Annotated in this window: 28 protein-coding genes, 2 pseudogenes and 1 riboswitch; of the genes and pseudogenes, 9 read left to right on the top strand and 21 right to left on the bottom strand. The window is 69.0% G+C overall.

Annotated features, from left to right (window positions below):
- Position 1: 1 nt before the first annotated feature.
- From RUTHE_RS13780 to RUTHE_RS13765, 4 genes and pseudogenes are all read right to left on the bottom strand, one after another.
- The gene (locus tag RUTHE_RS13780) at positions 2-1,471 is read right to left on the bottom strand and encodes a phage portal protein (protein ID WP_245542249.1); all 1,470 of its coding nucleotides are present in this window, start codon (positions 1,469-1,471) and stop codon (positions 2-4) included.
- 55 nt (positions 1,472-1,526) lie between these two features.
- The gene (locus RUTHE_RS13775) at positions 1,527-1,742 is read right to left on the bottom strand and encodes a phage head-tail joining protein (protein ID WP_021099085.1); all 216 of its coding nucleotides are present in this window, start codon (positions 1,740-1,742) and stop codon (positions 1,527-1,529) included.
- Between the two features lie 3 nt (positions 1,743-1,745).
- Positions 1,746-4,808, bottom strand: a pseudogene (locus RUTHE_RS18700) (terminase gpA endonuclease subunit).
- Positions 4,786-5,406: a hypothetical protein gene (locus RUTHE_RS13765; protein ID WP_021099083.1), complete on the bottom strand. Its 621-nt coding sequence runs from the start codon at positions 5,404-5,406 to the stop codon at positions 4,786-4,788. The pseudogene RUTHE_RS18700 and the gene RUTHE_RS13765 overlap by 23 nt, the downstream one beginning before the upstream one ends.
- A gap of 111 nt (positions 5,407-5,517) precedes the next feature.
- Here RUTHE_RS13765 and RUTHE_RS13760 point away from each other — a divergent pair, with 111 nt between their 5' ends.
- Both RUTHE_RS13760 and RUTHE_RS13755 read left to right on the top strand, forming a co-directional pair.
- Positions 5,518-5,826 carry a hypothetical protein gene (locus tag RUTHE_RS13760; RefSeq protein ID WP_021099082.1) on the top strand — a complete coding sequence of 103 codons (309 nt, stop codon included), beginning with the start codon at positions 5,518-5,520 and terminating at the stop codon, positions 5,824-5,826.
- A 95-nt stretch (positions 5,827-5,921) separates the two neighbouring features.
- Positions 5,922-6,506 carry a DUF3489 domain-containing protein gene (locus RUTHE_RS13755; RefSeq protein WP_021099081.1) on the top strand — a complete coding sequence of 195 codons (585 nt, stop codon included), beginning with the start codon at positions 5,922-5,924 and terminating at the stop codon, positions 6,504-6,506.
- 57 nt (positions 6,507-6,563) lie between these two features.
- Here the strand turns inward: RUTHE_RS13755 and RUTHE_RS13750 are convergent, their stop codons facing one another.
- The 4 genes from RUTHE_RS13750 to RUTHE_RS13735 form a co-directional block, all read right to left on the bottom strand.
- Positions 6,564-7,193, bottom strand: coding sequence for a class I SAM-dependent methyltransferase (locus RUTHE_RS13750; RefSeq protein WP_021099080.1), 630 nt, complete (start codon positions 7,191-7,193; stop codon positions 6,564-6,566).
- A gap of 79 nt (positions 7,194-7,272) precedes the next feature.
- On the bottom strand, positions 7,273-7,494 hold the full coding sequence (locus RUTHE_RS13745; RefSeq protein ID WP_021099079.1) for a DUF7220 family protein: 222 nt from the start codon (positions 7,492-7,494) through the stop codon (positions 7,273-7,275).
- A complete protein-coding gene (locus tag RUTHE_RS13740; protein WP_021099078.1) occupies positions 7,491-8,480 on the bottom strand; it encodes a DNA cytosine methyltransferase in 990 nt (329 codons plus the stop codon). Before RUTHE_RS13740 ends, RUTHE_RS13745 begins: the two co-directional genes overlap by 4 nt.
- Complete coding sequence (locus RUTHE_RS13735) at positions 8,480-9,799, bottom strand: site-specific DNA-methyltransferase (RefSeq protein ID WP_021099077.1); 1,320 nt, start codon at positions 9,797-9,799, stop codon at positions 8,480-8,482. The genes RUTHE_RS13740 and RUTHE_RS13735 overlap by 1 nt, the downstream gene beginning before the upstream one ends.
- Positions 9,800-10,314: 515 nt before the next feature.
- On the opposite strand from RUTHE_RS13735, the gene RUTHE_RS13730 reads away from it, so the two are divergent.
- Positions 10,315-10,599: a hypothetical protein gene (locus tag RUTHE_RS13730; RefSeq protein ID WP_021099076.1), complete on the top strand. Its 285-nt coding sequence runs from the start codon at positions 10,315-10,317 to the stop codon at positions 10,597-10,599.
- A complete protein-coding gene (locus tag RUTHE_RS13725) occupies positions 10,596-11,012 on the top strand; it encodes a type II toxin-antitoxin system VapC family toxin (protein WP_021099075.1) in 417 nt (138 codons plus the stop codon). The genes RUTHE_RS13730 and RUTHE_RS13725 overlap by 4 nt, the downstream gene beginning before the upstream one ends.
- 7 nt (positions 11,013-11,019) lie before the next feature.
- Here RUTHE_RS13725 and RUTHE_RS13720 read toward each other — a convergent pair whose 3' ends face one another.
- From RUTHE_RS13720 to RUTHE_RS13705, 4 genes are read right to left on the bottom strand one after another with little or no spacing between them, the layout of a single operon-like run.
- Positions 11,020-11,442 (bottom strand): DUF6362 family protein, encoded by a 423-nt coding sequence (locus tag RUTHE_RS13720; RefSeq protein ID WP_021099074.1) that lies wholly within the window; start codon positions 11,440-11,442, stop codon positions 11,020-11,022.
- Positions 11,435-11,644 carry a hypothetical protein gene (locus RUTHE_RS13715; RefSeq protein WP_021099073.1) on the bottom strand — a complete coding sequence of 70 codons (210 nt, stop codon included), beginning with the start codon at positions 11,642-11,644 and terminating at the stop codon, positions 11,435-11,437. Before RUTHE_RS13715 ends, RUTHE_RS13720 begins: the two co-directional genes overlap by 8 nt.
- Entirely contained in the window at positions 11,641-12,165 is a 525-nt protein-coding gene (locus RUTHE_RS15640) for an HNH endonuclease (RefSeq protein WP_021099072.1), read from the bottom strand. Before RUTHE_RS15640 ends, RUTHE_RS13715 begins: the two co-directional genes overlap by 4 nt.
- Positions 12,162-12,683 (bottom strand): crossover junction endodeoxyribonuclease RuvC, encoded by a 522-nt coding sequence (locus tag RUTHE_RS13705; protein WP_021099071.1) that lies wholly within the window; start codon positions 12,681-12,683, stop codon positions 12,162-12,164. The genes RUTHE_RS15640 and RUTHE_RS13705 overlap by 4 nt, the downstream gene beginning before the upstream one ends.
- A 623-nt stretch (positions 12,684-13,306) precedes the next feature.
- Between RUTHE_RS13705 and RUTHE_RS13700 the strand changes: the two genes are divergently transcribed.
- The 5 genes and pseudogenes from RUTHE_RS13700 to RUTHE_RS13680 all read left to right on the top strand — a co-directional run bounded on the left by RUTHE_RS13700 (position 13,307) and on the right by RUTHE_RS13680 (position 17,698).
- Complete coding sequence (locus RUTHE_RS13700; RefSeq protein WP_021099070.1) at positions 13,307-14,512, top strand: IS256 family transposase; 1,206 nt, start codon at positions 13,307-13,309, stop codon at positions 14,510-14,512.
- 65 nt (positions 14,513-14,577) lie between these two features.
- A riboswitch (TPP riboswitch) is annotated at positions 14,578-14,677 on the top strand.
- A 61-nt stretch (positions 14,678-14,738) separates the two neighbouring features.
- Positions 14,739-15,527, top strand: a complete 789-nt coding sequence (thiM, locus tag RUTHE_RS13695) for a hydroxyethylthiazole kinase (RefSeq protein WP_021099069.1) — start codon at positions 14,739-14,741, stop codon at positions 15,525-15,527.
- A complete protein-coding gene (gene thiE, locus RUTHE_RS13690; RefSeq protein ID WP_021099068.1) occupies positions 15,524-16,135 on the top strand; it encodes a thiamine phosphate synthase in 612 nt (203 codons plus the stop codon). The genes thiM and thiE overlap by 4 nt, the downstream gene beginning before the upstream one ends.
- A pseudogene (thiD, locus tag RUTHE_RS13685) lies at positions 16,132-16,937 on the top strand (bifunctional hydroxymethylpyrimidine kinase/phosphomethylpyrimidine kinase). Before thiE ends, thiD begins: the two are co-directional and overlap by 4 nt.
- Positions 16,934-17,698 (top strand): 3-oxoacyl-ACP reductase, encoded by a 765-nt coding sequence (locus tag RUTHE_RS13680; protein ID WP_021099065.1) that lies wholly within the window; start codon positions 16,934-16,936, stop codon positions 17,696-17,698. Before thiD ends, RUTHE_RS13680 begins: the two are co-directional and overlap by 4 nt.
- A 24-nt stretch (positions 17,699-17,722) precedes the next feature.
- Here the strand turns inward: RUTHE_RS13680 and RUTHE_RS13675 are convergent, their stop codons facing one another.
- The 9 genes from RUTHE_RS13675 to RUTHE_RS13635 all read right to left on the bottom strand — a co-directional run bounded on the left by RUTHE_RS13675 (position 17,723) and on the right by RUTHE_RS13635 (position 24,427).
- Positions 17,723-20,317, bottom strand: a complete 2,595-nt coding sequence (locus RUTHE_RS13675) for a VapE domain-containing protein (RefSeq protein WP_021099064.1) — start codon at positions 20,315-20,317, stop codon at positions 17,723-17,725.
- 8 nt (positions 20,318-20,325) lie between these two features.
- Positions 20,326-21,645 (bottom strand): ATP-dependent DNA helicase, encoded by a 1,320-nt coding sequence (locus RUTHE_RS13670; RefSeq protein ID WP_021099063.1) that lies wholly within the window; start codon positions 21,643-21,645, stop codon positions 20,326-20,328.
- The gene (locus RUTHE_RS13665; RefSeq protein ID WP_021099062.1) at positions 21,642-22,391 is read right to left on the bottom strand and encodes a hypothetical protein; all 750 of its coding nucleotides are present in this window, start codon (positions 22,389-22,391) and stop codon (positions 21,642-21,644) included. The genes RUTHE_RS13670 and RUTHE_RS13665 overlap by 4 nt, the downstream gene beginning before the upstream one ends.
- 6 nt (positions 22,392-22,397) lie before the next feature.
- A complete protein-coding gene (locus RUTHE_RS17835; protein WP_021099061.1) occupies positions 22,398-22,604 on the bottom strand; it encodes a hypothetical protein in 207 nt (68 codons plus the stop codon).
- An 11-nt stretch (positions 22,605-22,615) separates the two neighbouring features.
- On the bottom strand, positions 22,616-23,185 hold the full coding sequence (locus tag RUTHE_RS17830) for a hypothetical protein (RefSeq protein ID WP_021099060.1): 570 nt from the start codon (positions 23,183-23,185) through the stop codon (positions 22,616-22,618).
- Positions 23,182-23,397 carry a hypothetical protein gene (locus RUTHE_RS13655; protein ID WP_021099059.1) on the bottom strand — a complete coding sequence of 72 codons (216 nt, stop codon included), beginning with the start codon at positions 23,395-23,397 and terminating at the stop codon, positions 23,182-23,184. Before RUTHE_RS13655 ends, RUTHE_RS17830 begins: the two co-directional genes overlap by 4 nt.
- A complete protein-coding gene (locus RUTHE_RS16265) occupies positions 23,394-23,816 on the bottom strand; it encodes an HNH endonuclease signature motif containing protein (RefSeq protein WP_021099058.1) in 423 nt (140 codons plus the stop codon). The genes RUTHE_RS13655 and RUTHE_RS16265 overlap by 4 nt, the downstream gene beginning before the upstream one ends.
- A gap of 12 nt (positions 23,817-23,828) precedes the next feature.
- Positions 23,829-24,056 (bottom strand): DUF6511 domain-containing protein, encoded by a 228-nt coding sequence (locus tag RUTHE_RS17120; RefSeq protein ID WP_040645881.1) that lies wholly within the window; start codon positions 24,054-24,056, stop codon positions 23,829-23,831.
- 140 nt (positions 24,057-24,196) lie between these two features.
- Entirely contained in the window at positions 24,197-24,427 is a 231-nt protein-coding gene (locus tag RUTHE_RS13635) for a hypothetical protein (protein WP_021099056.1), read from the bottom strand.
- Positions 24,428-24,602: the final 175 nt, after the last annotated feature.

The following is a 24,602-nucleotide window of genomic DNA, read 5'->3' as shown; positions in this document are numbered from 1 at the left end:
GTCACTCCTGTTCGGTGGCCGGATCGGTCGCGTCGGCGCCGTCGTCCGTGTCGTTACCGGCGCCATCGCCGGGCTCGGCCCGGGTCGCCGGCGTCGCGCGGGCGCCCTGCGTCTCGCCGGGGCTGGTGCGGTAGCGCAGGCCGAGACCCGTCGCGCGCGCGGCGTCGGCGGCGTTCTCGCGGTCCACTTCCTCGACGTCGTATCCGGTCGCCTCGACCACCTTGCGCCGCGAGGTGATGCCCGCCTCCATCGCCAGCACCTGCGCCTGGATGTCCTTCAGCGGATCGACCCAGTCCCAGCGCGGCGGGATCCACTGCACCGGTCGCACCTCTGCCGGATCGGCCTCCAGCGCGCCCGACAGGACCGCGGTCTCCAGCCAGCGCCGCCAGACTGCCCGGCAGAGCTGGTGCACGATGACGCCATGCTGCAGCTGGCCGATGCGGCGACGGAACTCGACGAGTTCGGCCCTGAGACTCGAGTAGTTCGCTTGCCGGACATCGCCGGTGACGAGGTGATAGGGCAGCCCAAGCGAGGCCGCGACCGAGAGCAGCGTCCGGTACTGGAACGCCTCGTAGCCGCCGCCGACATCCGCCGGGGACGAGAACTTCACGTCTTCGCCGGGCAGCAGCACCTGCATCGTGCCGGGCTCGAGGCTCGCGATGGCCGCCCCGTCGAGATCCGCCTCCGCCTCTCCCATCATGGGCTCTTCCGGCGCGGTCTTGGTGATGAAGCCCGCGAACATCGCTGCGGTCTTCTTTCGGTCGAGCTCGGCGTCGTCGTACTGGTCGAGCAGGAACAGCCGCACCATCGCCGGCGCGATATGCGGCAGCCCCCGGATCTGGCCCGCGTCGATGGGGCGATAGATGTGCAGCACGTCCGCCGCCGGCACGCGCACCGTCTCCGGGATGGCCGCCCCCTGGTCGGTGCTGTCGCCCGGGTGGCGGCGGCGGAAGTGGTAGGCCACGCGGCGGCCGATCCCATCGAACTCGATCCCGCAGCGGATGCGGTTGCCGTTCGCCGCGGTCTCGGTCTTCTCGAAGGGCAGCATCTCGGACTGGAGAAGCTGCAGCTGCAGCGGGACCAGTAGCCCGTCTTCGACCCGACGCGGGCGCAGCCGGACGAAGCACTCGCCGGCGACGAACATCTCCCGCGCGACCATGGCCTGCAGGCCGTAGAAGTCGGTCAGCCCGTCCGCATCGGCCTCGTCGGTCCAGGCGAGCCAGAGCCGCTGCACCCGGTCGCGCATGTCAGCGTTTCCGATCAGCGACGAGGGCTTGATCCCGTCGCCGACAAGGTTCGCGGCGAAGGCCTCGCAGGCGTTGGCGGCATAGCCGTTGGTCACGACCAGCTCTCGGGACCGCGCCAGCAGACGCGGTCCACCGGAGGCGACCAGCGCGTTGATGTTCTCGAGCGGCGGGTTCCAGCCGCGCAGCCGACGCTTCGCCATGGCGCCTTCGAGGCGGGCGCGCACGGCAGCGGGGCCGCCGGCAGGGCGGCGGCGGAAGCGATCGAAGAGGCCCATGCGGTCAGAGCCCCTTCGCCGTCGTCATCCGCACCTGCCGGACGATCCGGCGCCCCTCGGCTGCGGCGATCTCGCGATCCAGCGCCTCGATGGCCCGGTCGATCTCGGCGACGCTGCGATAATCCACGGTCTTGCCGTCATAGCTGACCCGCGCCACGCCCGAGGACCGCTGCGCGGTCAGCGCGTCGCGGCGGGCGCGGAGTTCTGCGGCCGTGGCCATGGATCACCTCATGTAGCTCGAGCGCACCGTGCGCCGGCGCGGCGTCGTTCGGGTTGGGGCGGATGGTGCCGTCGCTGGACCGGGCTCAGACCCGTCCTGCTTCGCCACCCCGAGCTGCGCTTCCAGATCGGCCCACGCGCCTCGGGCCAGCGATCCGCCCCGAGGATCCACGCGGCCGCGCGGGCATAGACCCGGGTGTCCAGCGCCTCGTTGCGCTCGCGCAGCTTCTGCCATTCGAGCCGCGCGAAGCCGCGTTTCGTCCGCACGGTCACCAGCTGCTCGGCGGTCAGCTGCTTCAGCCATTCGCCGTCCGCCCAGTCCGGCAGGTGGATCGTGCCGGGCGGGCACAGCGCGCCCGCCGCCTGTTCTTCCCGCGTCGGCCGGTCCTGCCGCAGGAAGCGATAGGTCTCGGCCTTGAAGGTCGATGTGGCCACGGTCCAGAGCCGGGCGCCGCGCCGGAGCCGTTTGCCCGCAACGGTCGCGTCGACATAGGTCGGCCCGGTCACCGGGCTCGTCCGGGAGAACCCCTCGACGCCCTTCACCGGCGCGACTTGCGCGAACCCCACCTGGCGCGACCAGGCATAGACTGCGCTGGTCTCGTAGCCCGTATCGATCGCGAGCCGGGCGAGCGTCATTCGCTGACCCGAAGCATGCGTCCATGTCCGCCCGAGCAGATCCGTCAGCTGCTGCCAGCAGGCCGGATCGCCGGGGCCGCCCTCGAGCACGAGGTGATCGACGAGCCAGCTTTCCAGACCCCGACCCCAGGCCCAGACATCGACCTCGATCCGGTCCTTCTGCACGTCGGCGCCCGCGGTCAGGAACAGGCCGCGCTCCGGGACCGTGCCCGGCGTCCATGCCTCGCGCCGGTCGGCCAGCCGCTGCCAGTCGGGCGCTTCGCCGGTCTCCATCCAGGTCTCGCCGAGGATGGTGTTCCGGAACGCCCGCATGGCTTCGTCGCTGCCCCGTGCCGCCTCATGCGCCCGCGCGATCCGCGCCCAACTGAGCCACCCCACCGGCGAGTAGAGCGCCGAAAGGTGGTAGCCCACCGTCAGCGGGTCGGTGGCGGTGGCGGTCGCGCGCCACTCGCCGCGCTCGAGCATCCTCGTCTTGTGGTGCTCGGCGATGGGCCGCTCGCAGCCCTCGCAGAGATACTCGGCCGTCTCCGGACGGCCCGTCTGCCACCGCAGCCGGTCGAACTTCAGCCACTGCATCGCGTCGCAATGCGGGCACGGCACGAAGTAGCGCCGCTGGTCGGACGCCTCGAACTCCCGCTCGATCCGGGAGAGCCCCCGGATCGTAGGCGTCGAGACCAGGAAGACCTTGCGCCGATGGGCGAAGGTCAACGACCGGGCCTCGGCCAGCGTGACCGGGTCGCCTTCCTCGTCGGCCGAGGCCGGATAGGCGTCGACCTCGTCGAGGAAGATGTACCGCGCCGGGGTCGAGCGCAGCCCGACCGCCGAGTTGGCCCCCGTCATGATCAGGATGCCGCCCGCGAACTCCTTGGACAGCATCGTGTTGCCCGCGTCGCGGGACCGGGCCGGTTTGACGCGCTCCCGCAGCTCCGGGCTCTCGTCGATCAGCGGGTCGATCCGCTGCCGCGAGTTCCGCTTGGCCAGTTCCACCGTCGGCTGGACCGCGAGCATCGGCCCCGGCGCATGGTGGATGACGAAGCCGATCCAGTTGTTGCCCGCCTCGGTGTTGTGCGTCGGGATCCAGCCCTTCCCGCACAGAAAAAGGTGGCTCGGCGAGTCCACTTCGATGCAGCGCACCGGCACGCTCGGCACAGGCCGGATCGCGACGATGCGCCGGCGACGGCTTTTCCACGGCCGCCCGGACTCGATCGAGCGCATCCGGGCCCGCTTGCGCGAGAGCCGGAACATCGGCTCCTCGGCATAGGCCGTCCACGACACGCGCCAGTACTCGGCGGACGTCGTCGCGCGGCCGTCCCGCCCGAAGACCTTCCGGCGCGACCGCCCATGATAGATCGCGGGCTTGTAGCCGAGCCCGCGGAGCAGATCGACCATCGCATCGACGAGCCCCCGGTCGGCGTTCGAGAACTCGCAGCGCTTGCCGTCAGGTGTGATCGTGCCGTCGGAGTCCATCAGCCCGCGCACGAGTTCGAGCCGCTGCCATCGGCTCGCCCGCATGTAGGCGAGCGGCACGTGCTTGTTGTCGAGCACGTCCAGCTGCCTCAGCCGCGTCACGAAGCGCGACCGGAAGCAGTCCGCGAGCGAGGCGCCGTCCTCTCGGCGCATCCGGAACGTCGGGTCGATCACCACATTGGCAAGCCTGCCCTTGCGCCAGTGCGGCAGCCGGAACTCGGCCTCGACGCCGCAGGCGCGGAGGTGACCGACGATCTCGGCGTCCTCCTCGTGCAGCGAGATGTGGTTCATGATCGACGAGCCGTCTCCGAGCCAGAGCCCGAGGACGTAGGGGTGCAGGATCAGGTCCTGGTCCGGCATGTCGACCGGATCGCAGCAGTCGATGGCATAGCGCCTCCGCCTGGCCCCTGCGCCGATGATCGCCCGCCCGGCCATCTCCGCCGTGGTGAGCGTGCGCGCGGCGGGCCGGTCGTTCGTGAAGTCCCAGACCGGCCAGCGATGCTCGCCGTCCGCGACGATATGTTCCCCCGTCGTCGAATGCCACCTCGAAGCAGGGCCGATCGCCGAACACCGGCGACAGGCCGGTGACCCGGCAGATGCGCCCGCGCTCGTCGTAGAGCAGATCGCCCTCGGCGATCTCGCCCATGGTCGTCCAGCCGAAGGGCGTCGGCACCGGGGTGTCGAGCGCGAGCGGCGCGCCGACCTGCGCGGCTTTCATGAACACGACCCGCTGGGCCGGGTCGCCCGGGCTCAGCCGGTCCATGATCTCCCGCATGTAGGGCGTGCGCGCAGAGCGATAGCGGCCGGGTTCCGCCGAGGCCCGCGAACCCAGCCGCCGATGCCGGTCCGCCCATTGCGAAACCGTCAGGTCCGGATCGGGACGGATGCCGCTGCGCCATGCCCGAAGAAGTCCCTCCGCTCCGTCGAAGTCGACCGCACTCTCATCCGAGCCTCGGCCGGACATCGGCGAGGCTGTCGAGCTGGGCGCGGACATGGGTTTCGAGCAGTCTCTGGATCAGCGCGGTCGTCACCGCCGGTTCTGAGGCGCCGCTCTTGGCGGTATCCTGGTGTTCGAGCGCGGTATTGAGTTCCGACGCCATCTGCGCGGCTACGCGCGCAGGCCAGGTCACCCATGCGCCGCGTTCCTCGCGCGCGAGGCGGAACACGAGCATCTCGGCACGATTGCGATCGACGAGCTCGCCCTTCTGTTTCTGGAGCCGCAGCTTGCGCTCCTGAGCTTTCATCACCTCGTTGGCGGTTTTCGCCTTCATGAACGTTGCGCCGTCGCCGACATCCGGGACGGTGACGCCGTTCTCGCGAAGCGTCTCGCCGACGGCTGCGATGGCCGCCGCCGGGACCGGCTTCATGCCGGCTGGGCGGCTCGCCGACTTCGGTCTGCTCTTCGACGGGTCCGTCGTCTCGGCCCGCCGCTTGTCGGAGGCTGCGGCGTCGATGCTGCCGTCTTCGTGCAGGACGAGCCGGCCGGCGGTCTTCGCCTTCTGGATCGCGCCCCGCGACAGCCCGACATGCGCGGCGTACTGGCGCTCGCTCATGCCCCGCATCGACGGCTCCGATTATCATTCGAAATCATGTGCTTATAGAGTTGATAAGCGCGGCGGACAGAGGGAACGTCACTTCAACGAAGCGATGCAACTCACCAAGGAGCCACCACGATGACCACCCGCCTGAACCCGATCACCACCCCGCGCCACGAACTCCGCGCCGAGAAGGCGCGCAGGAACAAGGGTGAGCCCGGTTCCGCCACCGGTTCGAGGAACCGGGCGAACGCGCTCGCGGCCTTCATCGGCAAGAAGGCCGAAATCGACGAGATGCTCGCCCGACTGCAGGCGCTGAGCGACGATCATTTCAACTGCGCCCCCGACGAGGCGGGCTGGGCGATGGTCGGCACCCTCGAACACTACGCCAGCCTCTTGAAGCGCATCACCGACAGCGCCTTCGGCGAGGGCGAGCACGCCCGCTGATCTCCGGCGCGGCCGGAACTCCTGCCGCGCGCCCTGCGCGGCTCGGGGTCGTAGAAGGCGCCGCATGACGCGGGCCTCGAACACGGAGACCCCAGATGACCAAGCTTTCCGACACGCAACTCGTGATCCTCAGCGCTGCCGCGCAGCGCGAGGACCGCAACGTCCTGCCGCTTCCCGGCTCGCTGCGCGGCGGCGCCGCCGCCAAGGTGGTCGGCGCGCTGCTCTCCCGCGGGCTGATCGCGGAGACCGCGACCGACAGCCAGACCAAGGCGGACGCCGCGCTCAACCGCATCTGGCGCAACGTCGACGACGGCCGCGCTATCCTCCTGCACATCACGGACGCGGGCCTCGCCGCCATCGGTGTCGAGCCGGACAGCGGCAACAGCGCGCCCACGGGCGCCGACGCGGCGCCGAGCGCGGAAGCCCCGCAGAACGCCCCCGTCGAGGCAGACCGCGCACCCAAGACGCGCACACCGCGCACGGGCACGAAGCAGGCGAAGCTGATCGAGATGCTCCGCGCCGATGGCGGCGCCACTATCGACGAGATCGTCGCGGCCTTGGAATGGAGGCCGCACACAGTGAGGGGTGCGCTTGCCGGCGCGCTCAAGAAAAAGCTCGGCCTGACCATCACCTCCGAGAAAATCGACGGAAGGGGGCGCGTCTACGCCATACGCGACTGACGCCGCGCGTGCGCGCCAACTGCAGGTCGCCGCCCAACAAGGGCGGCGGCGTTCGTCTCAACGGTGGGTCTTGCGGAACACGCTGTACTGAAAGCTCTGTCGATTACCTTTCGGCGTGACGTGCATGTGGCGTCTGGCGTCGAGCGTCTCGAACCGGCCCGGAAGCAGTCGGTCGAGTTCCTGCGCCAGCTCTTCCGGCGCATAGCGCACGACGGGCAGACCCGAGCACATCTCCGGTCCGTCATCCGCGAATGTCGCAATGATCGCGATTCCGCTGGGGCGCAGGGCGTGCGTAAGGGCACGTGCATAGCCGGCACGATCCTCGGCCGCAGTCAGGAAGTGGAACACCGCCCGGTCGTGCCAGACCGCGTAATCCCGCTCGGGCTGCCACGTCGTGATGTCCGCCTCGATCCACTGAACCGCATCGGCCCTTGGGCCGAGCCGCTGCCGGCTGACGGCCAGGGCGGCTGCGGAAAGGTCCAGCACCGTGAGGGGGCCGAACCCCTCATCGAGCAACGCGTCGACGAGCCGGGACGCACCGGCCCCGATGTCGATGAACGGCGCGCCCGGTTCAAGATGTTCGCGCGCCAGGTCGAGAGACATCGCCGGCATTGCTTCGAACCATGTCAGCGCGTCTTCCGACCGCGCACCGTAGACGTCGTCCCAGTGCTCCTGTCCGCCTGCCATCTAGCCCGGTTCCTCCGTGTGGGATCGAGCGTAATTCATCGCGGCGCCGCATGACACCGACATTGCATCACGAGCGTCCTCAAGAACTCCGCATCCGGATCGCCTCGAACAGCCTGCGCAGCAGATAGCCGCGCGCCAGCGAGACGCCGACGAAGGCGAGGCCAATGGTCAGATGCTCCGCGAGACCGGTCTCGATCCCGAACCACGGGAACACAACGATCTGCGTGGCGATTGCCAAAACGTAGCCGACGACAACGTTTGCCGCGGCCTCGACCATCGACATGGTCCGGCTCTGCTTCATCGCAGGCTCTCCATGAAGGCCGTCACGAACTCCGCCGCGAGCGGCGGAACGATCGCATTGCCGTAGCCCCGCAGCAGCCCCATGCGACCGGGTATCCCATCAGCCAGCGGGAATGTTCCGGGCTCAACGGGCCGCCAGCGGTCATCGCGGCAGAGGAGCCAGTCCGGATCTCGCCAGACGCCGTCCGTCGCATCGGCCCCGGCAGGGTCGGCACCATCGACCAGTCCACCAGCTTCACCGTCCTGCGGCTCGCATCGGTGTTGCCGGCTGCATTGTATCGGTCCGTTGCGGGCGAGCCCGCCATGGCCGTCGGCCAACCCGCCAGCCAGACCTGCCGGCCGAGCAGCGCATTGATCGGCACCGCCCGGCATTCCGTTCCGTCCTTGTGATCCCGCGCCGAGGCCGTCGCCCAACCCGCGAGTGACTGCTTCCAAGGCGACGGCGCCGAAGAACAGGCGCTGGCGGATGTGCGGCGCGCCGATGCCCGCAGCCGGCAGATCGGCCGCCGCGACGGCGTAAGATGCCGCTTCCAGGTCAGCCGCCAGAGCATCGAACCACGCCCAGTCAGCCGCGCCCTCAGTTGCTGTTCCAGCCGCACCGCCAACCGGTCCGAGCACTGCCGCGCTGGCGACCTGCTCGCCGAAGACGAGCTCCGGGCGGCAGGCTGCGACGAGCCGCAGGAAGGTCGGGGCGAGATGGCGGTCATCGTCCTGTCCCTTGCGCTGCCCGGCCTGGCTGAATGGCTGGCAGGGCGGCGAACCGGTCCAGACGGACAGATCCTCCGCTACGCCCGCGAGTCGCAGCGCGTGAGGCCAGCCGCCGATTCCGGCGAAGAAATGACACTGCGCGAAGCCGCGCAGGTCGGTGGGCTCGACGTCGAGGATGGACCGCTCGTCCACCTCGCCATGGGGCAGCAGCCCGGCCGCGATCAGTTCCCGCAGCCAGGCGCAGGCCGCGGGATCGGCATCGTTGTAGTAGACGGCCATCAGGCGGCGGCTTCGGCCTTGTCACCCAAGCGCTCGGCTCTCACCTGCGCGAAGGTTCGGCCATCGCCATCAAGGATCGCGTCGCGGCCTGTCTCGGCCTGCCAGCGCTCGACCGCGACATCGACATAGGCCGGGCTGATCTCCATCGCAAAGACGCGGCGTCCGTTGACCTCGCCCGCCATGATCTGCGAACCCGAGCCCGAGAACGGCTCGTAGCAGAGGCCGCCCCGCGCCACATGCTGGCGCATCGGGATCCCGAAGGCGTCGAGCGGCTTCGGCGTCGGGTGGTCGGGCCGCTCGTCCTTGGCGAAGCTCGGCATCTCCCAGGTCGAGGGCAGCGTCTGCTCCGCAACCTTCGGCGGGCGGTTCGGGCGACGCCAGCCCATGAAGCAGGGCTCATGCTTCCAGAGGTAATGCGACCGGGTGAGAACCCCGCGGTCCTTCACCCAGATGATCTGCTGATGGACGAAGGCGCCGGCCTTTTCCCAGCAGGCTTCCAGCATCGCCTGGCGGCGGGAGGCGTGCCAGCAGTACCAGGCCGCATCGTCGGTGATCGCCTCGGCGACGGCCGCCGCGATGAACCCGTCGTAGAGTTCCGCGCCCTGCGAACTGTCGTCCCAGGTGACGCCGTAGGACTGGCTCCAGTCCTTGTTCCGGGTCGGATGGTTCGAGCCGTCGTAGTCGACCAGATACGGCGGGTCGGTCGCGAACAACACCGCGCGCTCGCCGTTCATCAGGCGACGCACATTGGCAGCGCTGGTGCTGTCGCCGCAGAGCAGCCGGTGGTCGCCGAGGATCCACAGGTCACCCGTCCGCGATGCCGGGTTGCGCGGCGGCTCGGGGATGGTCACCGGAGGCACGGAGCCCCCGGCGCCACCCTCTTCTTCACCGCCCCCGTCCGGATCGAAGGCCAGCAGCTTGTCGAGCTCGCCGTCCGAGAACCCGACCAGCGACAGGTCGTAGTCGTCCGCCAGCAGGTCCTGCAGCTCGGCCGAGAGCAGCGCCTCGTCCCACGGGCTTTCAGCCAGCCGGTTGTCGGCGATGCGGTAGGCACGCCGCTGCGCCTCGGTCAGGTGCCCGAGCACGATCACCGGCGCCTCGGTCAGACCGAGCTGTTCGGCCGCCAGCACGCGGCCGTGCCCGGCGATCAGTTCGCCGTCCTCGCCGACGAGGCACGGCACGGTCCAGCCGAACTCGGCCATGCTCGCGGCGAGCTTCGCGACCTGTTCCGCCCCGTGCTGCTTTGCATTGCGGGCATAGGGCTGGAGCCTGGCCAGCGGCCAGTGCTCGATCCGCTCGGGGGCGAAGGCGAGGGTCATGCAGGTTCCTGTCGATGATAGGTCGGCATCCGCCGGGCTGGACTCCGGCGCGATGGGGTCCGCCGGCTTCCGGCTGGACTCCGGCATCCGCGGGGTGTCCATCCCGCGCGGCCGGTCAGATGTTTGAATTCACGAGGGTTTCGTGGCGTCGCGGGTGGACGCTGGACTCCGGTGGCTTCCCAAAAATCTGGCCCTGACGCTGGCGAAATGCCGAGCCAAGCCCGCCAGCATACGTTCCGGCCCAGAAAGGAACCGAAAAACAAGGGCTTGGCAGCCTGGACCCCGGCTGGACCCCGGAAGCCAGCCCCGGTGTCCACCTCGGGATGAGCGTCGGTTCGCCCGAGCGCACAACTCCGAGTCTAGTGATTTGATAGCGTGGCTGGGCTTCGGCGTCTCGCCTTCCGGTGTCTCGCGGGAAAATGTCTCGCGGGTTCGTTGTGACTTGACAGCGCGATCTTGAAGCCCGTTGCCGCGCCCCCATCTTTCCGGTAGTATTTCCGGAAATGGAGGGCAGCATGGCCAGCACCGATCCTTCCCCCGTCACCCAGTGGCGCAAGCGCCGTCAGCGGCAGGGCTTCGTGCGCGTGGAAGTGCAGGTCCGCAAGGAGGATGCCGCCCTCGTCCGGGACGTCGCCACCGCTCTCGGCGATCCCGAACGCGAGAGCGAGACGCGCGCCATCCTGCGCGAGAGGATCGCCACGCCCCGCAGCGGCGGTCTCAAGGCGTTGCTCGCCTCGGCGCCGCTCGAAGGGATCGATCTCGACCGTCCCCGCGATTTCGGGCGCGACGTCTCCCTGTGAGCTTCCTGATCGACACGAACATCATCTCTGAAGTGCGCAAGGGCGACCGCTGCGACCCGGCCGTGGCGGCCTGGTGGTCGGGCGTCGCCGAGGACGACCTGTGGCTCAGCGCGCTGGTGCTGGGCGAGATCCGCAAGGGCGTGGAACTGGCGCGCCGCCGCGATCCCACGAAGGCCGCCGCGCTCGAGGCGTGGCTCGGGGACGTGATTGCGGGCTTCGGTGACCGGGTTCTGCCCGTCGACACGGCCGTGGCGGAGGAATGGGGCCGAATGAACGCGGTCCGTCCGGTGCCGGTCGTCGACGCGCTGCTGGCGGCGACGGCCAAGACCAACGGCCTGACGCTCGTCACGCGCAACGGGGCGGACGTGGCCGGGCTGGACGTGGAGGTGCTGAACCCGTTCGAGGCGACGTAAGGCGCGCTCATCCCGCACGCCCGACCACGAAATCCATCGACCGCTTCTTCGGCACCTGCCTCCCATTCAGCCGCCAGACGATCACGGCGATCCCGTATTGCCAGCGCCGGTTCGCGGTGGCACGGCTGATGCCGAGTTCCCAGCAGATCGGTTTCCACGGCTTCCGGTTCGCCCGGAGCCAGAGCAGGCGCGCGTCGGCGGGATCGAGCCAGCGTAGCCAGAGCAAGGCGTCCTCGGCCTGCGTGATGTCGCGCGGTCCGGGCTTGGGTCGACGCATCCGAGGCTCCTGACCGACCTGGTCGGCGAAACTGTGGAAGTACTCGGGCCAGGCGTTGAAGTAGCCCTGCGGCTTCACCTCGGGCAGCGACCGGAACACGTCGGCCGCGCTCTCGAGCCGGTCCTCGACCATGGTGGGCGTCCACTCAGCCATTCGCGGCCTCCCGGTCGCTCGCCCGAGGTCCATACAGCTTCTCGCCGAGCTGACGCACCAGTTCGCGCTCTGGCCAGGTCAGGCGATGGTCGTCGACGGATACGGCGAGCACACCCTCGTCATGCCAGCCATCGCGCTTCACCTGGTCCGGATCGCGGCGCGAGCCGCCATAGCCGGCCGGATGCCAACGCATCGATTTCATGCGACATGCCTCCAGCGTTTTCCGTTGATGATGTCGTCGACGGCCTGACGGGAGAGGCCAAAGCCCACGGCCGCTTCCCGTCTCGGAATCCCCATGGCGTGCATCTTCCGGATCGCGAGCGCGCAGACTTCGTCGATCTTCGCCTGGCCGTTTCTCGAGCCACGGTTGTGCGTGCCGTGGCGCACGGTGTCTCCGACGTTCTCGCGCTGTGTCGCCCAACGGAGGTTCCATGGGTGGTTGACGTCCCGCGTGCCATCCTCATGTGCGACCACGTGACGTTCGCTGGGCGGACGTCCGAGAAAGGCCATGGCGACAAGGCGATGGACCGGGATGCCTGTGCGGCGGTTTCCGCGCCACAGCTGAACATAGAGGTACTGGTTTTGGGGATTGCGCCACTGCCTCAGAATCCGACCCGCCCGGGCACCTTTCCCGCCCACAGCGCGCCGAACCCGTCCATCCTCGGAAACATCGTATTCCGGCCAACCGGGGATCGAGCGCCACTCCGGGTTCAAGTCGATCATGCGACACCCCCGTTTGTGTCGATGACCCAATTCAGTATCGCGATTGCATCGGCTTCGTTGTCATCGGCAGGGGAAAAGCCGCGAGCCCGTGCCGCGGCAATCATGTCCTGCTTGGGTGCATTTCCCCGGCCTGTCGCGTACTTCTTGATCGTGCCGACCGGAACGCCGCTATACGGAATTCCTCGCAACTCGGCCCATGTCGTCAGCGTCGCGAGGAGACCTCCAAACACATGCGCCGCGTCGGTGCCGGCGTGGCGGCGGACCTCTTCGAACCAAATCGCGGCAATGGGGCCGGACAGACGGTCGAGTTCGGTCAGCCAGTTGGTGAAGCGGAGATACCGCATGCCGCCGCCGTCGAAGCGTCGGGGGCGAAAGCTGACCGTGCCGCTGGTGATCAGTCCGTCATGGCTACGGAGCGCCCAGCCGGTCGTGGTGCCGAGATCGAGGGCGAGGATGCAGGACCGGCTGATCGCGCCCGATTCGGGGCGGACGTCCTGCGCGGGGATCGGAGTGTTCATCGTGAAGGCTCACAAGTTGTGGGCCTTCGGCTTCGGTCACCACCAGATGTAGCATCCGGCGGTCCTCGGCCAAAGCGAAAACGACCAGGGACGCTGCGGCGGGCGGTGATCGACGTTCGATCCGCCCCGGTCCCAACCTCAGAACGCGTGGTCCCAATCTTCGAGGAGGTTGGGACAGCCTTTTATCGTTTTACTCCAATGGCTTGACCAGATGTGGTCCCAACCTCGGTGTCCCCAACGGGGGTCCTTCTCTTTTCGTATAGAAAAACATGTTCCCGACCTTTTCCGTTCTCCCACATGAATGAGTAGCAAAAGGTTGGGACCACAGGGTGAGGTTGGGGACACCTTTGTTTTTGAACGGCTTTTCGTGTCCCCAACCCCCTCGGGAGGTTGGGACAGGGTTGGGACCACGGGGGGGTTAGGACAGGCTGACGACGGAATTTCCCCACTACGGTCAAGTACGGAAAGCGATGCCATTGACATGTCTCGGCCGACGTCGTCGTTAGTGTCCGAGGAGCTGGTGTAATTTCATCGCCGCTGGCGGTGTGATCCTTGGTGGCCATCGAGGTGTAGGATCGAGGTGGAGTTTCGACGCTTCAACCACGAACCATACGGAGACCCCGATGACCAAGACGAACATGGACCTTTCCGAACTTCTGGCCAAGCACGATCAGGGAGACTTCCTGCGCGGCATTGCCGAGGCCGTTCTGCAGCTGATCATGGAGACCGATGTGGAAGGCATCATCGGCGCCGGTCGGCATGAACGCAGCGGTGAGCGCACGACGTGGCGCAACGGGTATCGAGAGCGCGCTCTCGATACCCGTTTGGGCACCTTGAACCTGCGGGTGCCGAAGCTGCGGCAGGGCAGCTATTTCCCGGGCTTCCTCGATGCCCGCAAGACCTCGGAACAGGCGCTGGTGGCCGTCATCCAGGAGGCGTGGATCGGCGGCGTCTCGACCCGTCGAGTGGACGAGCTGGTGCAGGCGATGGGCCTGAACGGAATCTCGAAGAGCACGGTGTCGAAGCTCTGCAAGGACATCGACGAGCGGGTGGGCGAGTTCCTGAACCGTCCGCTGACCGGCGACTGGCCCTATGTCTGGCTCGACGCCACCTACCTCAAGGTGCGCCAGGGCGGTCGCATCGTGCCGGTCGCCGCGATAATCGCCGTCGCCGCGAACACGGAAGGCCGGAGAGAAATCATCGGCCTGGGTATTGGCCCTTCGGAAGCCGAGACGTTCTGGACCGAGTTCCTGCGGTCTCTCCGCGCCCGCGGCCTCGGCGGGGTCAGGCTGGTCATCAGCGACGCGCACACAGGGCTCAAGGCGGCCATCGCCCGGGTCTTCGAAGCCACGTGGCAGCGGTGCCGCGTTCACTGGATCAGGAACGCCCTCGCGCACGTCTCGCGCGGCCAGCACACCGTCGTCGCCGCCGCGATCCGGCAGGCCTTCGACCAGCCGGACCGCGCCCATGCCGGCGAGACCTGGCGCAAGGTGGCCGAGCAGTTGCGCCCGCGTTGGCCCAAGCTGGCCGACCTCATGGACGCCAGCGAGCACGACGTGCTGGCCTACATGTCCTTCCCCCGCCAACACCGGACCAAGCTGCATTCCACAAACCCGATCGAACGCCTGAACAAGGAGGTGAAGCGCCGCGCCGATGTCGTCGGCATCTTCCCCAACGAGGCCTCCATCATGCGGCTCATCGGCGCCGTGCTGTTCGAGCAGAACGATGAATGGCAGACCTCGAGCCGCTACATGATGGTCGAAGCCTTCGCCCAGATCGACAAGGAGGAGATCGACCCCATTCTCAGCATAACCACGAAGGCCGCCTGATCATGCCCTCAGGCCATCCGGGAATTTACACCAGCTTGACGGACATGACCACGTCGTCTATCTTGCCCCACGGACAGGGGCGTCCGCGCATTTGGCGCGGTCTGAGAAGCACCCTTCGAACCTGAACCAGATCATGCTGGCGTAGGAAGTCCGCGGTGCGACGAACAGGGCCAAGTGCTCATCCGTTCCCCGTATCGCGTGTCCCCGCGCCGAGACGGGGAGAAACATGGACGCACCGGGACATCACCTTGCACGCATGCGCGACACCGCGCCGCTCGTGCACAACATCACCAATTTCGTGGCAATGAATTTCATGGCCAACGTGCTGCTTGCCGCGGGCGCTTCCCCGGCGATGGTGCATGCGCGCGAAGAGGCCGCGGAGTTCGCAGGACTTGCGCAGGCGCTCACGGTCAATATCGGCACAGCCGACCCCGACTGGGGCGCCGCGATGGAGGAGGCCGCCGTCGTGATGAACGGCGCCGCAAGGCCCTGGGTGTTCGATCCGGTCGGCGTGGCGGCGACACGCTTCCGTAGTGACTTGTCGCAAAGGCTCATCGACCTCGGGCCGAGCGTCATCCGCGGCAACGCCTCCGAGATCCTGACGCTGGCGGGGCTGTCAGGCGCGGCGCGCGGGGTCGATGCGGGCGACAGTGTCGAGGCGGCGATGGAGGCGGCGCGGAGGCTGGCGCAAAGCACGGGTGGCGTCGTCGCCGTTTCCGGCCCGGTCGATTACGTTACCGACGGGTCGAAGGGGTATCGGGTGGCCAACGGGCATCCGCTCATGGCGCGTGTCACGGTGATGGGCTGCTCGCTCAACGGCGTGATCGCGGCCTTCTGCGTGGGTCAACCGGTGCTCGAGGCGACCGCGGCGGCGCTCGCCTGTTACGGTGTGGCCGGGGAAGCGGCGGCCGAGACGGCGCAGGGGCCGGGCAGCTTCCAGCCGGCGTTCCTGGACGCGCTGGCGGCGCTCACACCCGAGGCGCTCGACGCTGGCGCTAGGGTGAGCCCGGCATGATCGGCGCCGTCTACGTCATCACCGATCCGGACGCCCCGTACGCGGTCGCCGACCAGGCGCGCGCGGCGGCGCGCGGCGGGGCCTGGGCCGTGCAGCTGCGCGACAAGACTGCGTCGGATGCCGATCTGGTGGCGCTCGCCCGCATTCTGATGGCCGAGCTTGCGCCGCTCGGCGTCAAGCTGATCGTCAATGACCGGCTGGAGGTCGCGTTGGCCTCCGGCGCGGACGGGCTGCATATCGGCCAAGGCGATGGCGATCCGGGCGCGGCGCGTGCCCGTCTTGGCGCGGGAAAGATCCTCGGACTGTCGGTCGAGACGGCCGAGCAATGTGCCGCGATCCCGTCCGGTGTCGACTACATCGGTGCCGGGCCGATCCGTGCCACGGCAACCAAGCCGGATCATGCCGCCCCCATAGGCTTCGATGGCCTCGCGCGTATCGCCGCCCGGTCGCGGGTTCCGGCGGTGGCGATCGGGGGCCTCGGCCTCGGCGACGCGCAACCGGTGCGGCGCGCAGGGGCGGCGGGGCTCGCCGTCGTTTCGGCCGTGGTGCGCGTGCCCGACCCTGAAGTGGCGACCCGCGCCCTCGTGCAGGAATGGAGGCAGGCATGATCCCCAACGTGCTGTCCATCGCGGGCTCCGATCCCTCGGGCGGAGCCGGGATCCAGGCCGATATCAAGGCGATCTCGGCCTGCGGCGGCTACGGGATGGCCGCGATCACGGCGCTGACGGCGCAGAACACCTGCGGCGTGAGCGGAGTGCGGATGGTGGCCCCGGATTTCGTCGCCGCCCAGATCGCCGCGATCCGGGCGGATATCCGGATCGACGCGGTCAAGATCGGCATGCTGGGCGCGCCGCGACGGTCGCGGCGGTCGCCGCTGCGCTTGATGGCCTTGATGCGCCGGTGGTGCTCGACCCGGTGATGGTGGCCAAGAGCGGCGACCGCCTGCTCGAGGCCGAGGCGGTGGCCGCCCTGCGCGATGCGCTGCCCCGAGCTACGGTCATCACGCCGAACCTGCCCGAGGCCGCCGATCTGCTGGGAACCGACGAGGCGACGACGCGGGAAGGCATGGCGGCGCAGGCGCGTGCGCTCCTCGGCCTCGGCCCCAAGGCGGTGCTTCTGAAAGGCGGGCACCTCGGCGGCGACGACAGCCCCGATCTGCTGGTCGAGGCCACGGATCTGACCTGGCTGCCCGGCTTGCGCCACGCCACGCACAAGACGCATGGCACGGGATGCACCCTGTCGTCATCGCTCGCGACGTTCCTCGCACATGGCCTGCCCCTGGGTCGCGCGGCAGCAGAGGCCAAGGCTTACGTCGCCGCCGCCATCGCTCAGGCTGATGCGCTGACGGTCGGGCAAGGCCATGGGCCGACGCACCATTTCCACGCTTTCCAGAAAGGACAAACCGCATGAGCCGTCCGGTTTCCGACCTCACCGTTCTCATCACCGGCGGAGGCCGCGGCCTCGGCGCCGCAATCGCGCGTGCCTTTGCGCGAGAGGGGGCGAAGGTCGCGATCAACTACCGAAGGAGCAAGGCGGCGGCCGACGCGCTCGCGTCCGATCTCGGCCCGTGCGCCGCAGCGTTTGCCGCCGACGTGACCGATGTGCAGGCGGTCGCCCGGATGGTCGACGAGATCGTCGAGAGGCTCGGCCCGCCTGACGTTCTGGTGCACAACGCACTCGCCGACTTCTCCTTCAACGGCGATGCGCGGGCGCATCTCGAGCACCTGACATGGACCGAGATCGTGCGACAGACGGAAACGGCGGTCGGGGGCACGCTCAACTGCATTCAGGCCCTGCGCCCGCATTTCGAGGCGCGAGGCTTCGGGCGTGTCGTGACCATCGGCACGAACCTTTTGCAGAACCCGGTGGTGCCCTATCACGACTATACTGCCGCCAAGGGTGCGCTCCTGGCCTTCACGCGCACTGCGGCAAAGGAGCTTGGCCCTCTGGGCGTCACGGTCAACATGGTCTCGGGCGGATTGCTGCGCACCACCGACGCCAGCGCCGCGACGCCCGATGCGGTATTCGACATCGTCGCCGGGCAGACCCCACTCGGTCGCGTGACGACGCCGGAGGAGCTGGCCGATGCGGTCCTGTTCTTCGCGTCGCCATGGGCGCGGTCGGTCACCGGTCAGAACCTGATCGTGGATGGCGGGCTCGTCTTCGGCTAGTAGGGGATGGCGAACACATAGATCCTATTCTGCCGGCCTTGTTCGATACCGCCACTCCCGCGGCGCCTCGCGGCCGCCCTCGTCGCGCCGCCGGTACCGCTCCCAGCCGTTCGCCTTGAGGTAAGCCGAGACGCGCATCTGGTCGCCGCGGGTCCAGCGGGCAGGTTCGAGCCCGATCGCCTCCTCGAGGATCTCGCCGACCGACACGTCCTTCAGCGGCTCCGGGCGCGGAACGCTTTCGGTGCGGGAGTTGCCGTAGTCGGGGAAGCCGTCCGAGACGGTGCGGATCTCGTGCGTCAGCCAGTGTTCGATCAGGTCGTCCCAGGCGTCGGACTGGTAGCGGCGGTCCTGTTCCTCGCGGGCTTCCGCCAGCAGCGCCGGGTCGTCGATCCACCAGATCGCGCCGGCGCGGAAACGATGGACGGCCTCGGCCCAGAGCTGGTCCCGGTCGCGGGCGAGCGCCGCGATGTCGATGGCGCCGCAGCGGAGCGGCCAGAAGCGCCGGTTGCCGGTCTCGTCGCGCAGATAGGTGTCGGGGTTCACGGTGCCGGCGAAGACGCACTGGCGCGGAACCTCGACGGTGTAGCGACCGTAAGGCGGGCGGAAGCGGTCGGTGGTGCGGGTCAGGAACGCCTTGATGCGCGAGACCTCGGCGCGGCCGATGGCGTCGAGTTCGGCGATCTCGACGATCCAGACGCCTTGCATGTGCAAAGCCGCGTCCTTTGACCCGAGCTCGGGCAGTTCGTCGGTGAACCAATCCTCGCCGGCCAGCACCTTGATCGCGGTGGACTTGCGCGCGCCCTGCGGCCCCTCGAGGATCAGCATGTGGTCGGCCTTGACGCCGGGGCGATAGATGCGGGCGACGGCCGAGATCAGCCAGAGCGCACCGATGGTGTGATGGAACGCCGTGGGTTCCGCGCCGAGATAGGCGCTGGTCCAGGTCTCGATCCGGGACGTGCCATCCCATTTCAGGGTGTCGAGCCAGTCGCGGACAGGATGAATGCGCAGCTCGCGGGCGACGGCGCCGACGGCGCGGCTGACGACGACCGGCGCCACGTTGATGCCGCGCAGTTGCAGCCACTCGGCGGTGCGGATGTCGTCGGCATCCTCCCAGGGGCGCGGGAGCGACGTGGCGACGCCGTCCCACGGCAGCGGCTGGCGTACCACGATCTCCTGCCCGAACTCGTCGAAGGCCAGCACGCCGGCGAAGGCCGGATCGGAGGTCAGCGCCACGATGACGTTGGCCTCGTTGCGCTCGGGCGCGCCCGCGAGGTCGAGCCGGAGGCGCCTGAACCAGGCGGGCTTCGGGATCGGCGCGTGCGGATCGCCGGTGGCGTTCACGCGGCGGCGAAGCTCGGCCAGCTGCTGGGTCAGCACTGACATGCCGATCCCGGTCGCGGACTTGATCCGCGCGATGACCTGCCGCTCGGGCAGCGGGTCGAGCTTCGCCAGCGCGATGCGCCCGAGCAGCGTGGACAGCGCTTCGAACTCGGGCGGGTTGGTCAACGCCTCGGCCGCGGCGATCAAGGTGGCGGGATCGTCGGCGGAGGCGACAACGGGGGTGGCCGTCTCGGCGTCGACCGGATCTTCGGTCTGCGGCTCGGCTGCGGCATCTGTCCCGCGCGCGTAATCCTCGGCGCGGGCCCCGCGCAGCAGATCGTCGTTGAAGTCGTCGCCATGCAGCGGCGCGACGATCTCGTTCGGGATGTCGGCCCGGTTCAGACGGTCCGAGAGCGTCGCAGCCGCCTGGCGCCCGGCGTCCCCGGCATCGGCGTAGATGGTGATGCGCCGGGTGTCCTCGGGCCACTGGAACCGCGCCAGACCGTCGGCCGACAGCGCTGCCCAGACGGAAGTGCCAAAGAGCGCGTGGGCGGCGAGCGCCGTCTCGATCCCCTCCGCGATGCCGATGTGTCCGTCCTCCGGCATCGGGAAGAGCCGGACCACCGCGTCCTTCACGCTGCCAAGCATCTTCTTGCCCGGAGGCGCCTTGGCGCTCCCGTCGTCGAGCAGGAACGTGCGATGGATACCCGGCGCGCGCTCCCCGCCCGGCAGCCGCAGGATCGCGATCAGGCCGGGCCAGCCGCGGCAGCTGTCGAAGTCCGGCAAGTCGGGATGGAATAGAAGGTCGGGCGATCCGGGATCCGACAGCCCGCGCGCGCGCAGATAAGTCTCGCCCAGCGTGCCCGCGAGTGGAACGGCCCCGTCGACGAGACGTGCGATCTCGGAAGAATGATCCGGGCGCGCGCGCAAGGGCGCCGCCGGCGCTGTCCGCGGCGCCGGAAAGTCCATCCCCGCAAGCCGCGCCGCCTCATCGAAGAGCGCGCCATCGCAGAGGCCGGTCGCCTGGGCGATCAGGTCGATGGGACCGGCCCGCTCGCCGGTGGCGTAGTCGAAGCCCCAGCCGGCATAGGGCCCGTCGAGATGGATGGTGCAGGAGCCCTCCTTGCGCGGCCGGCGCCCGGAGAGGTCTGCGCAGCGCAAGGAACGACGGTCCCGCGCCAGCCGGGCCTCGGGGAAGAGCCCCGGCAGCCAGTCGGCGGCCGTGCAGGCCAGCCGCTCCTTCACCGCCGCGAGATCGTGCCGGGTCTTCGCGACCGCGATGTCGTTGAGGTCGATCATCGCGCCCCTCAGGCCAGCAGGACGAGCCCGCGCTCGGCGCGGGTGATCGCGGTGTAGAGCCAGCGGCGCCGGTCGATCTCGGTGCGGCCCAGCCCGTCGTCCCAGACGATCACGTTCTCCCACTGCGACCCCTGCGCCTTGTGCGCGGTGATCGCCCAGCCGAAGGTCGCCTCGGTCAGCAGGCGCTTCTCCTTGTAGTCGCGGTCGTGGCGCTTGTCGTCGTAGGCGACATGGTCCTCGAAATGCCCCTTGTAGATGCGCAGCCGGCCCGGACGCCCGTCCTCATAGGGCTCGCCGATGCGGCGCCCGTCCTCGTCATGGACGACGGCGGAGAAGTAGAGGCTGCCCTCGTCGACGATGTCCTCGAGCGTCACGAACATCCCGTTGATCAGCCCCAGATCGTTCTGGTTCTTCAGGCAGATGATCTTCTCGGCCGGTCCCGTGGGCAGCCAGGTCCCGCCGAGCCCCGCGGCCGCGCGCATGGCGTTGTTGATCTGCAGACGCGTGGCGTTCAGCCCGCAGATCAGTTGGCCGCCGCGCAGCGCCTGTTCCGGCGTGATGTCGCCCTTGCGGAGCTTCGCGACATGATCGTCGTAGACGCCGAAGCCGATGGGCCGACCCTCCCGCGCCATGGTGGCGAGGCGGATGATCGCGCTCTCGGCCGCCTGGCGGTGGATCTCGGTCAGCATCACGTCCGGCTCGTCTCGGGTGAAGGCGCCTTCGCCGCGGATCGGCGGCAGCTGGCCGGGATCGCCGAGCACGAGGATCGGCTTGCCGAAGCTCATCAGGTCGCGCGCCATCTCCTCGCCGACCATCGACACCTCGTCGAGCACGATGAGCCGGGCGTCGGCCGCGTCGCTCTGCGGGTTCAGGGCGAAGCGCGGGTGCTTCATCGCCGAAAGCCCCTGGCGCATCGCCTCGATCGCGGCGTCGGCCGTGGTGCGCGCGAACCCGGTGAGACGGAGCGCGTCGCGTTCGGCCAGCGCGATCTTGCGGGCGGCTTCCTCGATCTCCTCCTCGGTGGACTCGATCACCGAGTAGATCAGGCTGTGGATGGTGCGCGCCGGCGTGCCCTTGCGGGTCAGCACCAGCGCGGCCTTGCCGGTGAAGGTGGCGGTGACAACGCCGGGCACGCAGCGGCCGTCCTTCGCGCTGCGGTGGGGCGAGAGGCCGAGCTCCTCGAGCGCGAACTTCAGCACGGTGCTCTTGCCGGACCCGGCATAGCCGAAGAGGCGGAACACCTGCTGCTGCTCGGTTCGGGTCTCGAACCACTCCTTGATCTCGCGGATCGCGGCGGCCTGCGTGGCGGATGGGGTGAACTCGGTCATGAATGGGGCATCTCCACTGCGTAATCCTTGACGATCCCGCCGCGGGTCGGATCGCCCACCTCGCACTGGCGGACGAAGACCCGGCGCCCGTCGGCGAGCTGCCGCCAGTGACCGCGGCGAATGTGCCAGCGTGGGCTGGCGTGACTGCCGCCCTGCGGCGGCGTCGCCGCGCGCAGGCGCTCCGGATCGATGGCGACCTGGCGCCAGACCCATCCGCGCACGCCCTCGCGGGACAGGCGGGACCGTTCTGCAAGCGACACCTTGCGGTCGCGGATGTCCGGGGACGCGCCGAGGATGGTCAGGGCGCGCCAGACGATGCCGGCAGCGACTTCGCCGTGACCGCGGACCGTCTCGTCGCTCTGCTCCGCCGGGTTGCCCTCGATCTCCGTCTTGCCGTCCGGATGCATCCAGATCCGCACCAGGCAATCCGTCCAGCCGCGCGGCGCCCGCTTGCGCATGAGGAACGTGGCCTCGACGATGTCACCGTCGGCGCGAGCGCAGACGATCAGGCCCGAGGGAGACGCGCGCTGCTCGCGCACCTCGAAGATCACGGACGGATGCGGCAGCCGAAGCTGGCCGGTCAGCACCCGGGTCATCGCGCGGTCGACACTGTCGCCATCGAAAGAGGCCTGATCGTCGAAGAAATAGATCGGCGCGAACTCCGCCGCTCGGAGCAGGTCGGAGCACCAGGATCGGTCGCGATGGGCGCGCACGATCCGCTTGAGCTCATAGGCGTCAGGGATCATCGCCGCTCACCCCCAGCACCGTTTCGCCCACGCACAGGGGGCGTGCCATTTGCCCGCCGCCATGCCGCCGCGGCAGAGGACCGCCGTGGGCTCAGCCGCGGCGCGCGGCAGCCATTCCCCCGCCTCGGAGGCTCGCACCACGGCAACGGCGCGATCCGACATCTCCTGCGCGAGATGCGCATCGAAGGGCACGAGCTCGGCATGCAGCTCCATCGTGTCCCGGTTCAGCGCTGTGAAGAGCGCCGGGGCCGCAGGTCCATGTAGGCCTGGTAGAGCGCGATCTGGGCGGCGTAGACCGGCCGGGCGAGGCTGACGCCGCGCTTGACCACATCCTTCCAGCTGGCCGCGCCGAGCGCCTTGTTCTCCCAGAGCGCGGGATAGTCCATCGAGACGGAGCCGGAGACAAAGCAGCCATCGATATGGCCCTTGAACCGGCCGCCGAGGGCCTCAAACCCGAACTGGCGACCATCGGGGCGCTCGGTGCGCAGGTCGAACCCGGCGATCCGGAACCAGCCTGCGACGATGTCCTCGGCCCGATGGCCCGCCTCGAAGATGCGCAGCGTGCGCGGCGCGAACTCCTGGCCTTCGTCCTTGGGCACCGCGAGGAAGTCGTACTGGATCTGGCGCAGGCAGTCGCGGCCGAGACCCGAGGAACTGACATAGGTGCGCGGGCGTTCGGCGCGGTTGCGCGCGGACAGCGCCGTGTCGATGGCGGCGGACACGGCCTGCGCGATGGGCGGACGCGGCGCGCCGGCGCCGTAGAGGAAGCCCGAGCCATGGTTGAGGTCGATCATCGCTCGCGCTCCCAGAACCCGCCGGCCTGCGCGATGCAGGTCAGCTTGTGGAACTGCGCGTCCGTCAGCCGGGCGCTGTCGCCGAACCGCGCGAGCTTCTCGCGGAGGCTGTCGCAGAACTCGATCTCGAAATCGGTGACGGCGTTCTCGGTGGCCGCCTCGAGCAGAGGTTTCCAGCTGCAGGACGCGGTGTCTTCGTTCAGGTCGATCATGACCGTGCCCTCCGACGCTTGCCGACGGCGACGGGATGACGATCTCCGGTCCTCCCGCGGCAGTATTCGAGGAAACCGGGCGCGTTCAGGTTCTCGCGCTGCGTCCCCCACGCGAGGTTGTCGGCGCGATTGTTCGCGGCGTTCTCGTCGAGATGCATGACGACGGCGCGGTCGAATGGCGCGGGTCCGTGGAACGCCTCCGCGACGAGCCTCGCGACCTTGTAGGTCGTTCCGCGCACCACGATGATGAAGCGGGCATCCTGCTTGTTCCACACGCCGAACGTCGGCGTGCCCCCGTAGGATCGTTCGCCGCCCTTGGGCATCGGACCGCGATAGGGCGCGAGCATCACGCGCCCCTCGCTGCTCACTAGCAAGTCGGGGGCGCTCGGGACGGTTCTCCAGATTTCACCGTTGGTCATTTCGCTCTCCGACTAGAATGGCAGAGGGTCATCCAGGACCGTGCCGGTGCGCTCCTTGCGCGCGGCCTGGTCCTGCATGCTGTCGATGTAGCCGGTGACGGCCGCCTCGATCAGGCGGTCGATGTCTTGGGCGCTGCGATGGAAGAAGGGCTCCATGAGCCCCAGATCGGTGAGCGCTTCGGCGAAATGCGTCCGCGCATCGCGGATCGCCTGCGCCTCGCGCGCGGTCTTGTCGATCATGCCGTTGTTCCTTCGGGCGATGGTGCTGCCCACGTCCTGACAGCGGCGCGAGCAGAAGCGGTGGTAGGGGTGGCGATCCCAGCGGAGGCCGTGGCAGTAGCCGAAACCGCGCGCCTCGCGGGCGCAGACGGCGCAGAGCGCTACCCGAGCAAGAAGCTCCCGATCGGGTCCTCGGGCGGCCAACCCGCCCTCTGGAGCTTTTCGGACTGGAGCACGATCCAGCGGGAGATCGCGTTGCTGGCCATGGCTTCGAGGTCGCCGAGGCCGAGGCTTGCGATGGGGGCGTGCAGTCTTCCTCGGGCCTCGAGCCATCGTCCGATCTCCAGCGCCGCTTCGCGCGTCACGTGCGCCTGCCACTCATCCGGGGTCATCGGCCCGGCAGGATCGCGCCGGGCCTCGGGCCGCGGCGAAGGCCGGTTTGACCTCCGCCGCCGTGCTGCCGACCGCGCCTCACCCATTGAGCCAGGCGGGCATGCCGGTCGCCGGCGCTCCGCCCGGCGCGGACGGCGAGGACGCGGGCGGCTGCTGGGCGGGCGGTTGCTGCGG

The organism is Rubellimicrobium thermophilum DSM 16684 (genome assembly GCF_000442315.1).
GTDB lineage: Bacteria > Pseudomonadota > Alphaproteobacteria > Rhodobacterales > Rhodobacteraceae > Rubellimicrobium > Rubellimicrobium thermophilum.
The sequence above is the reverse complement of the archived record's forward strand: the minus strand, read 5'-3'. Positions and strand labels throughout refer to the sequence as shown.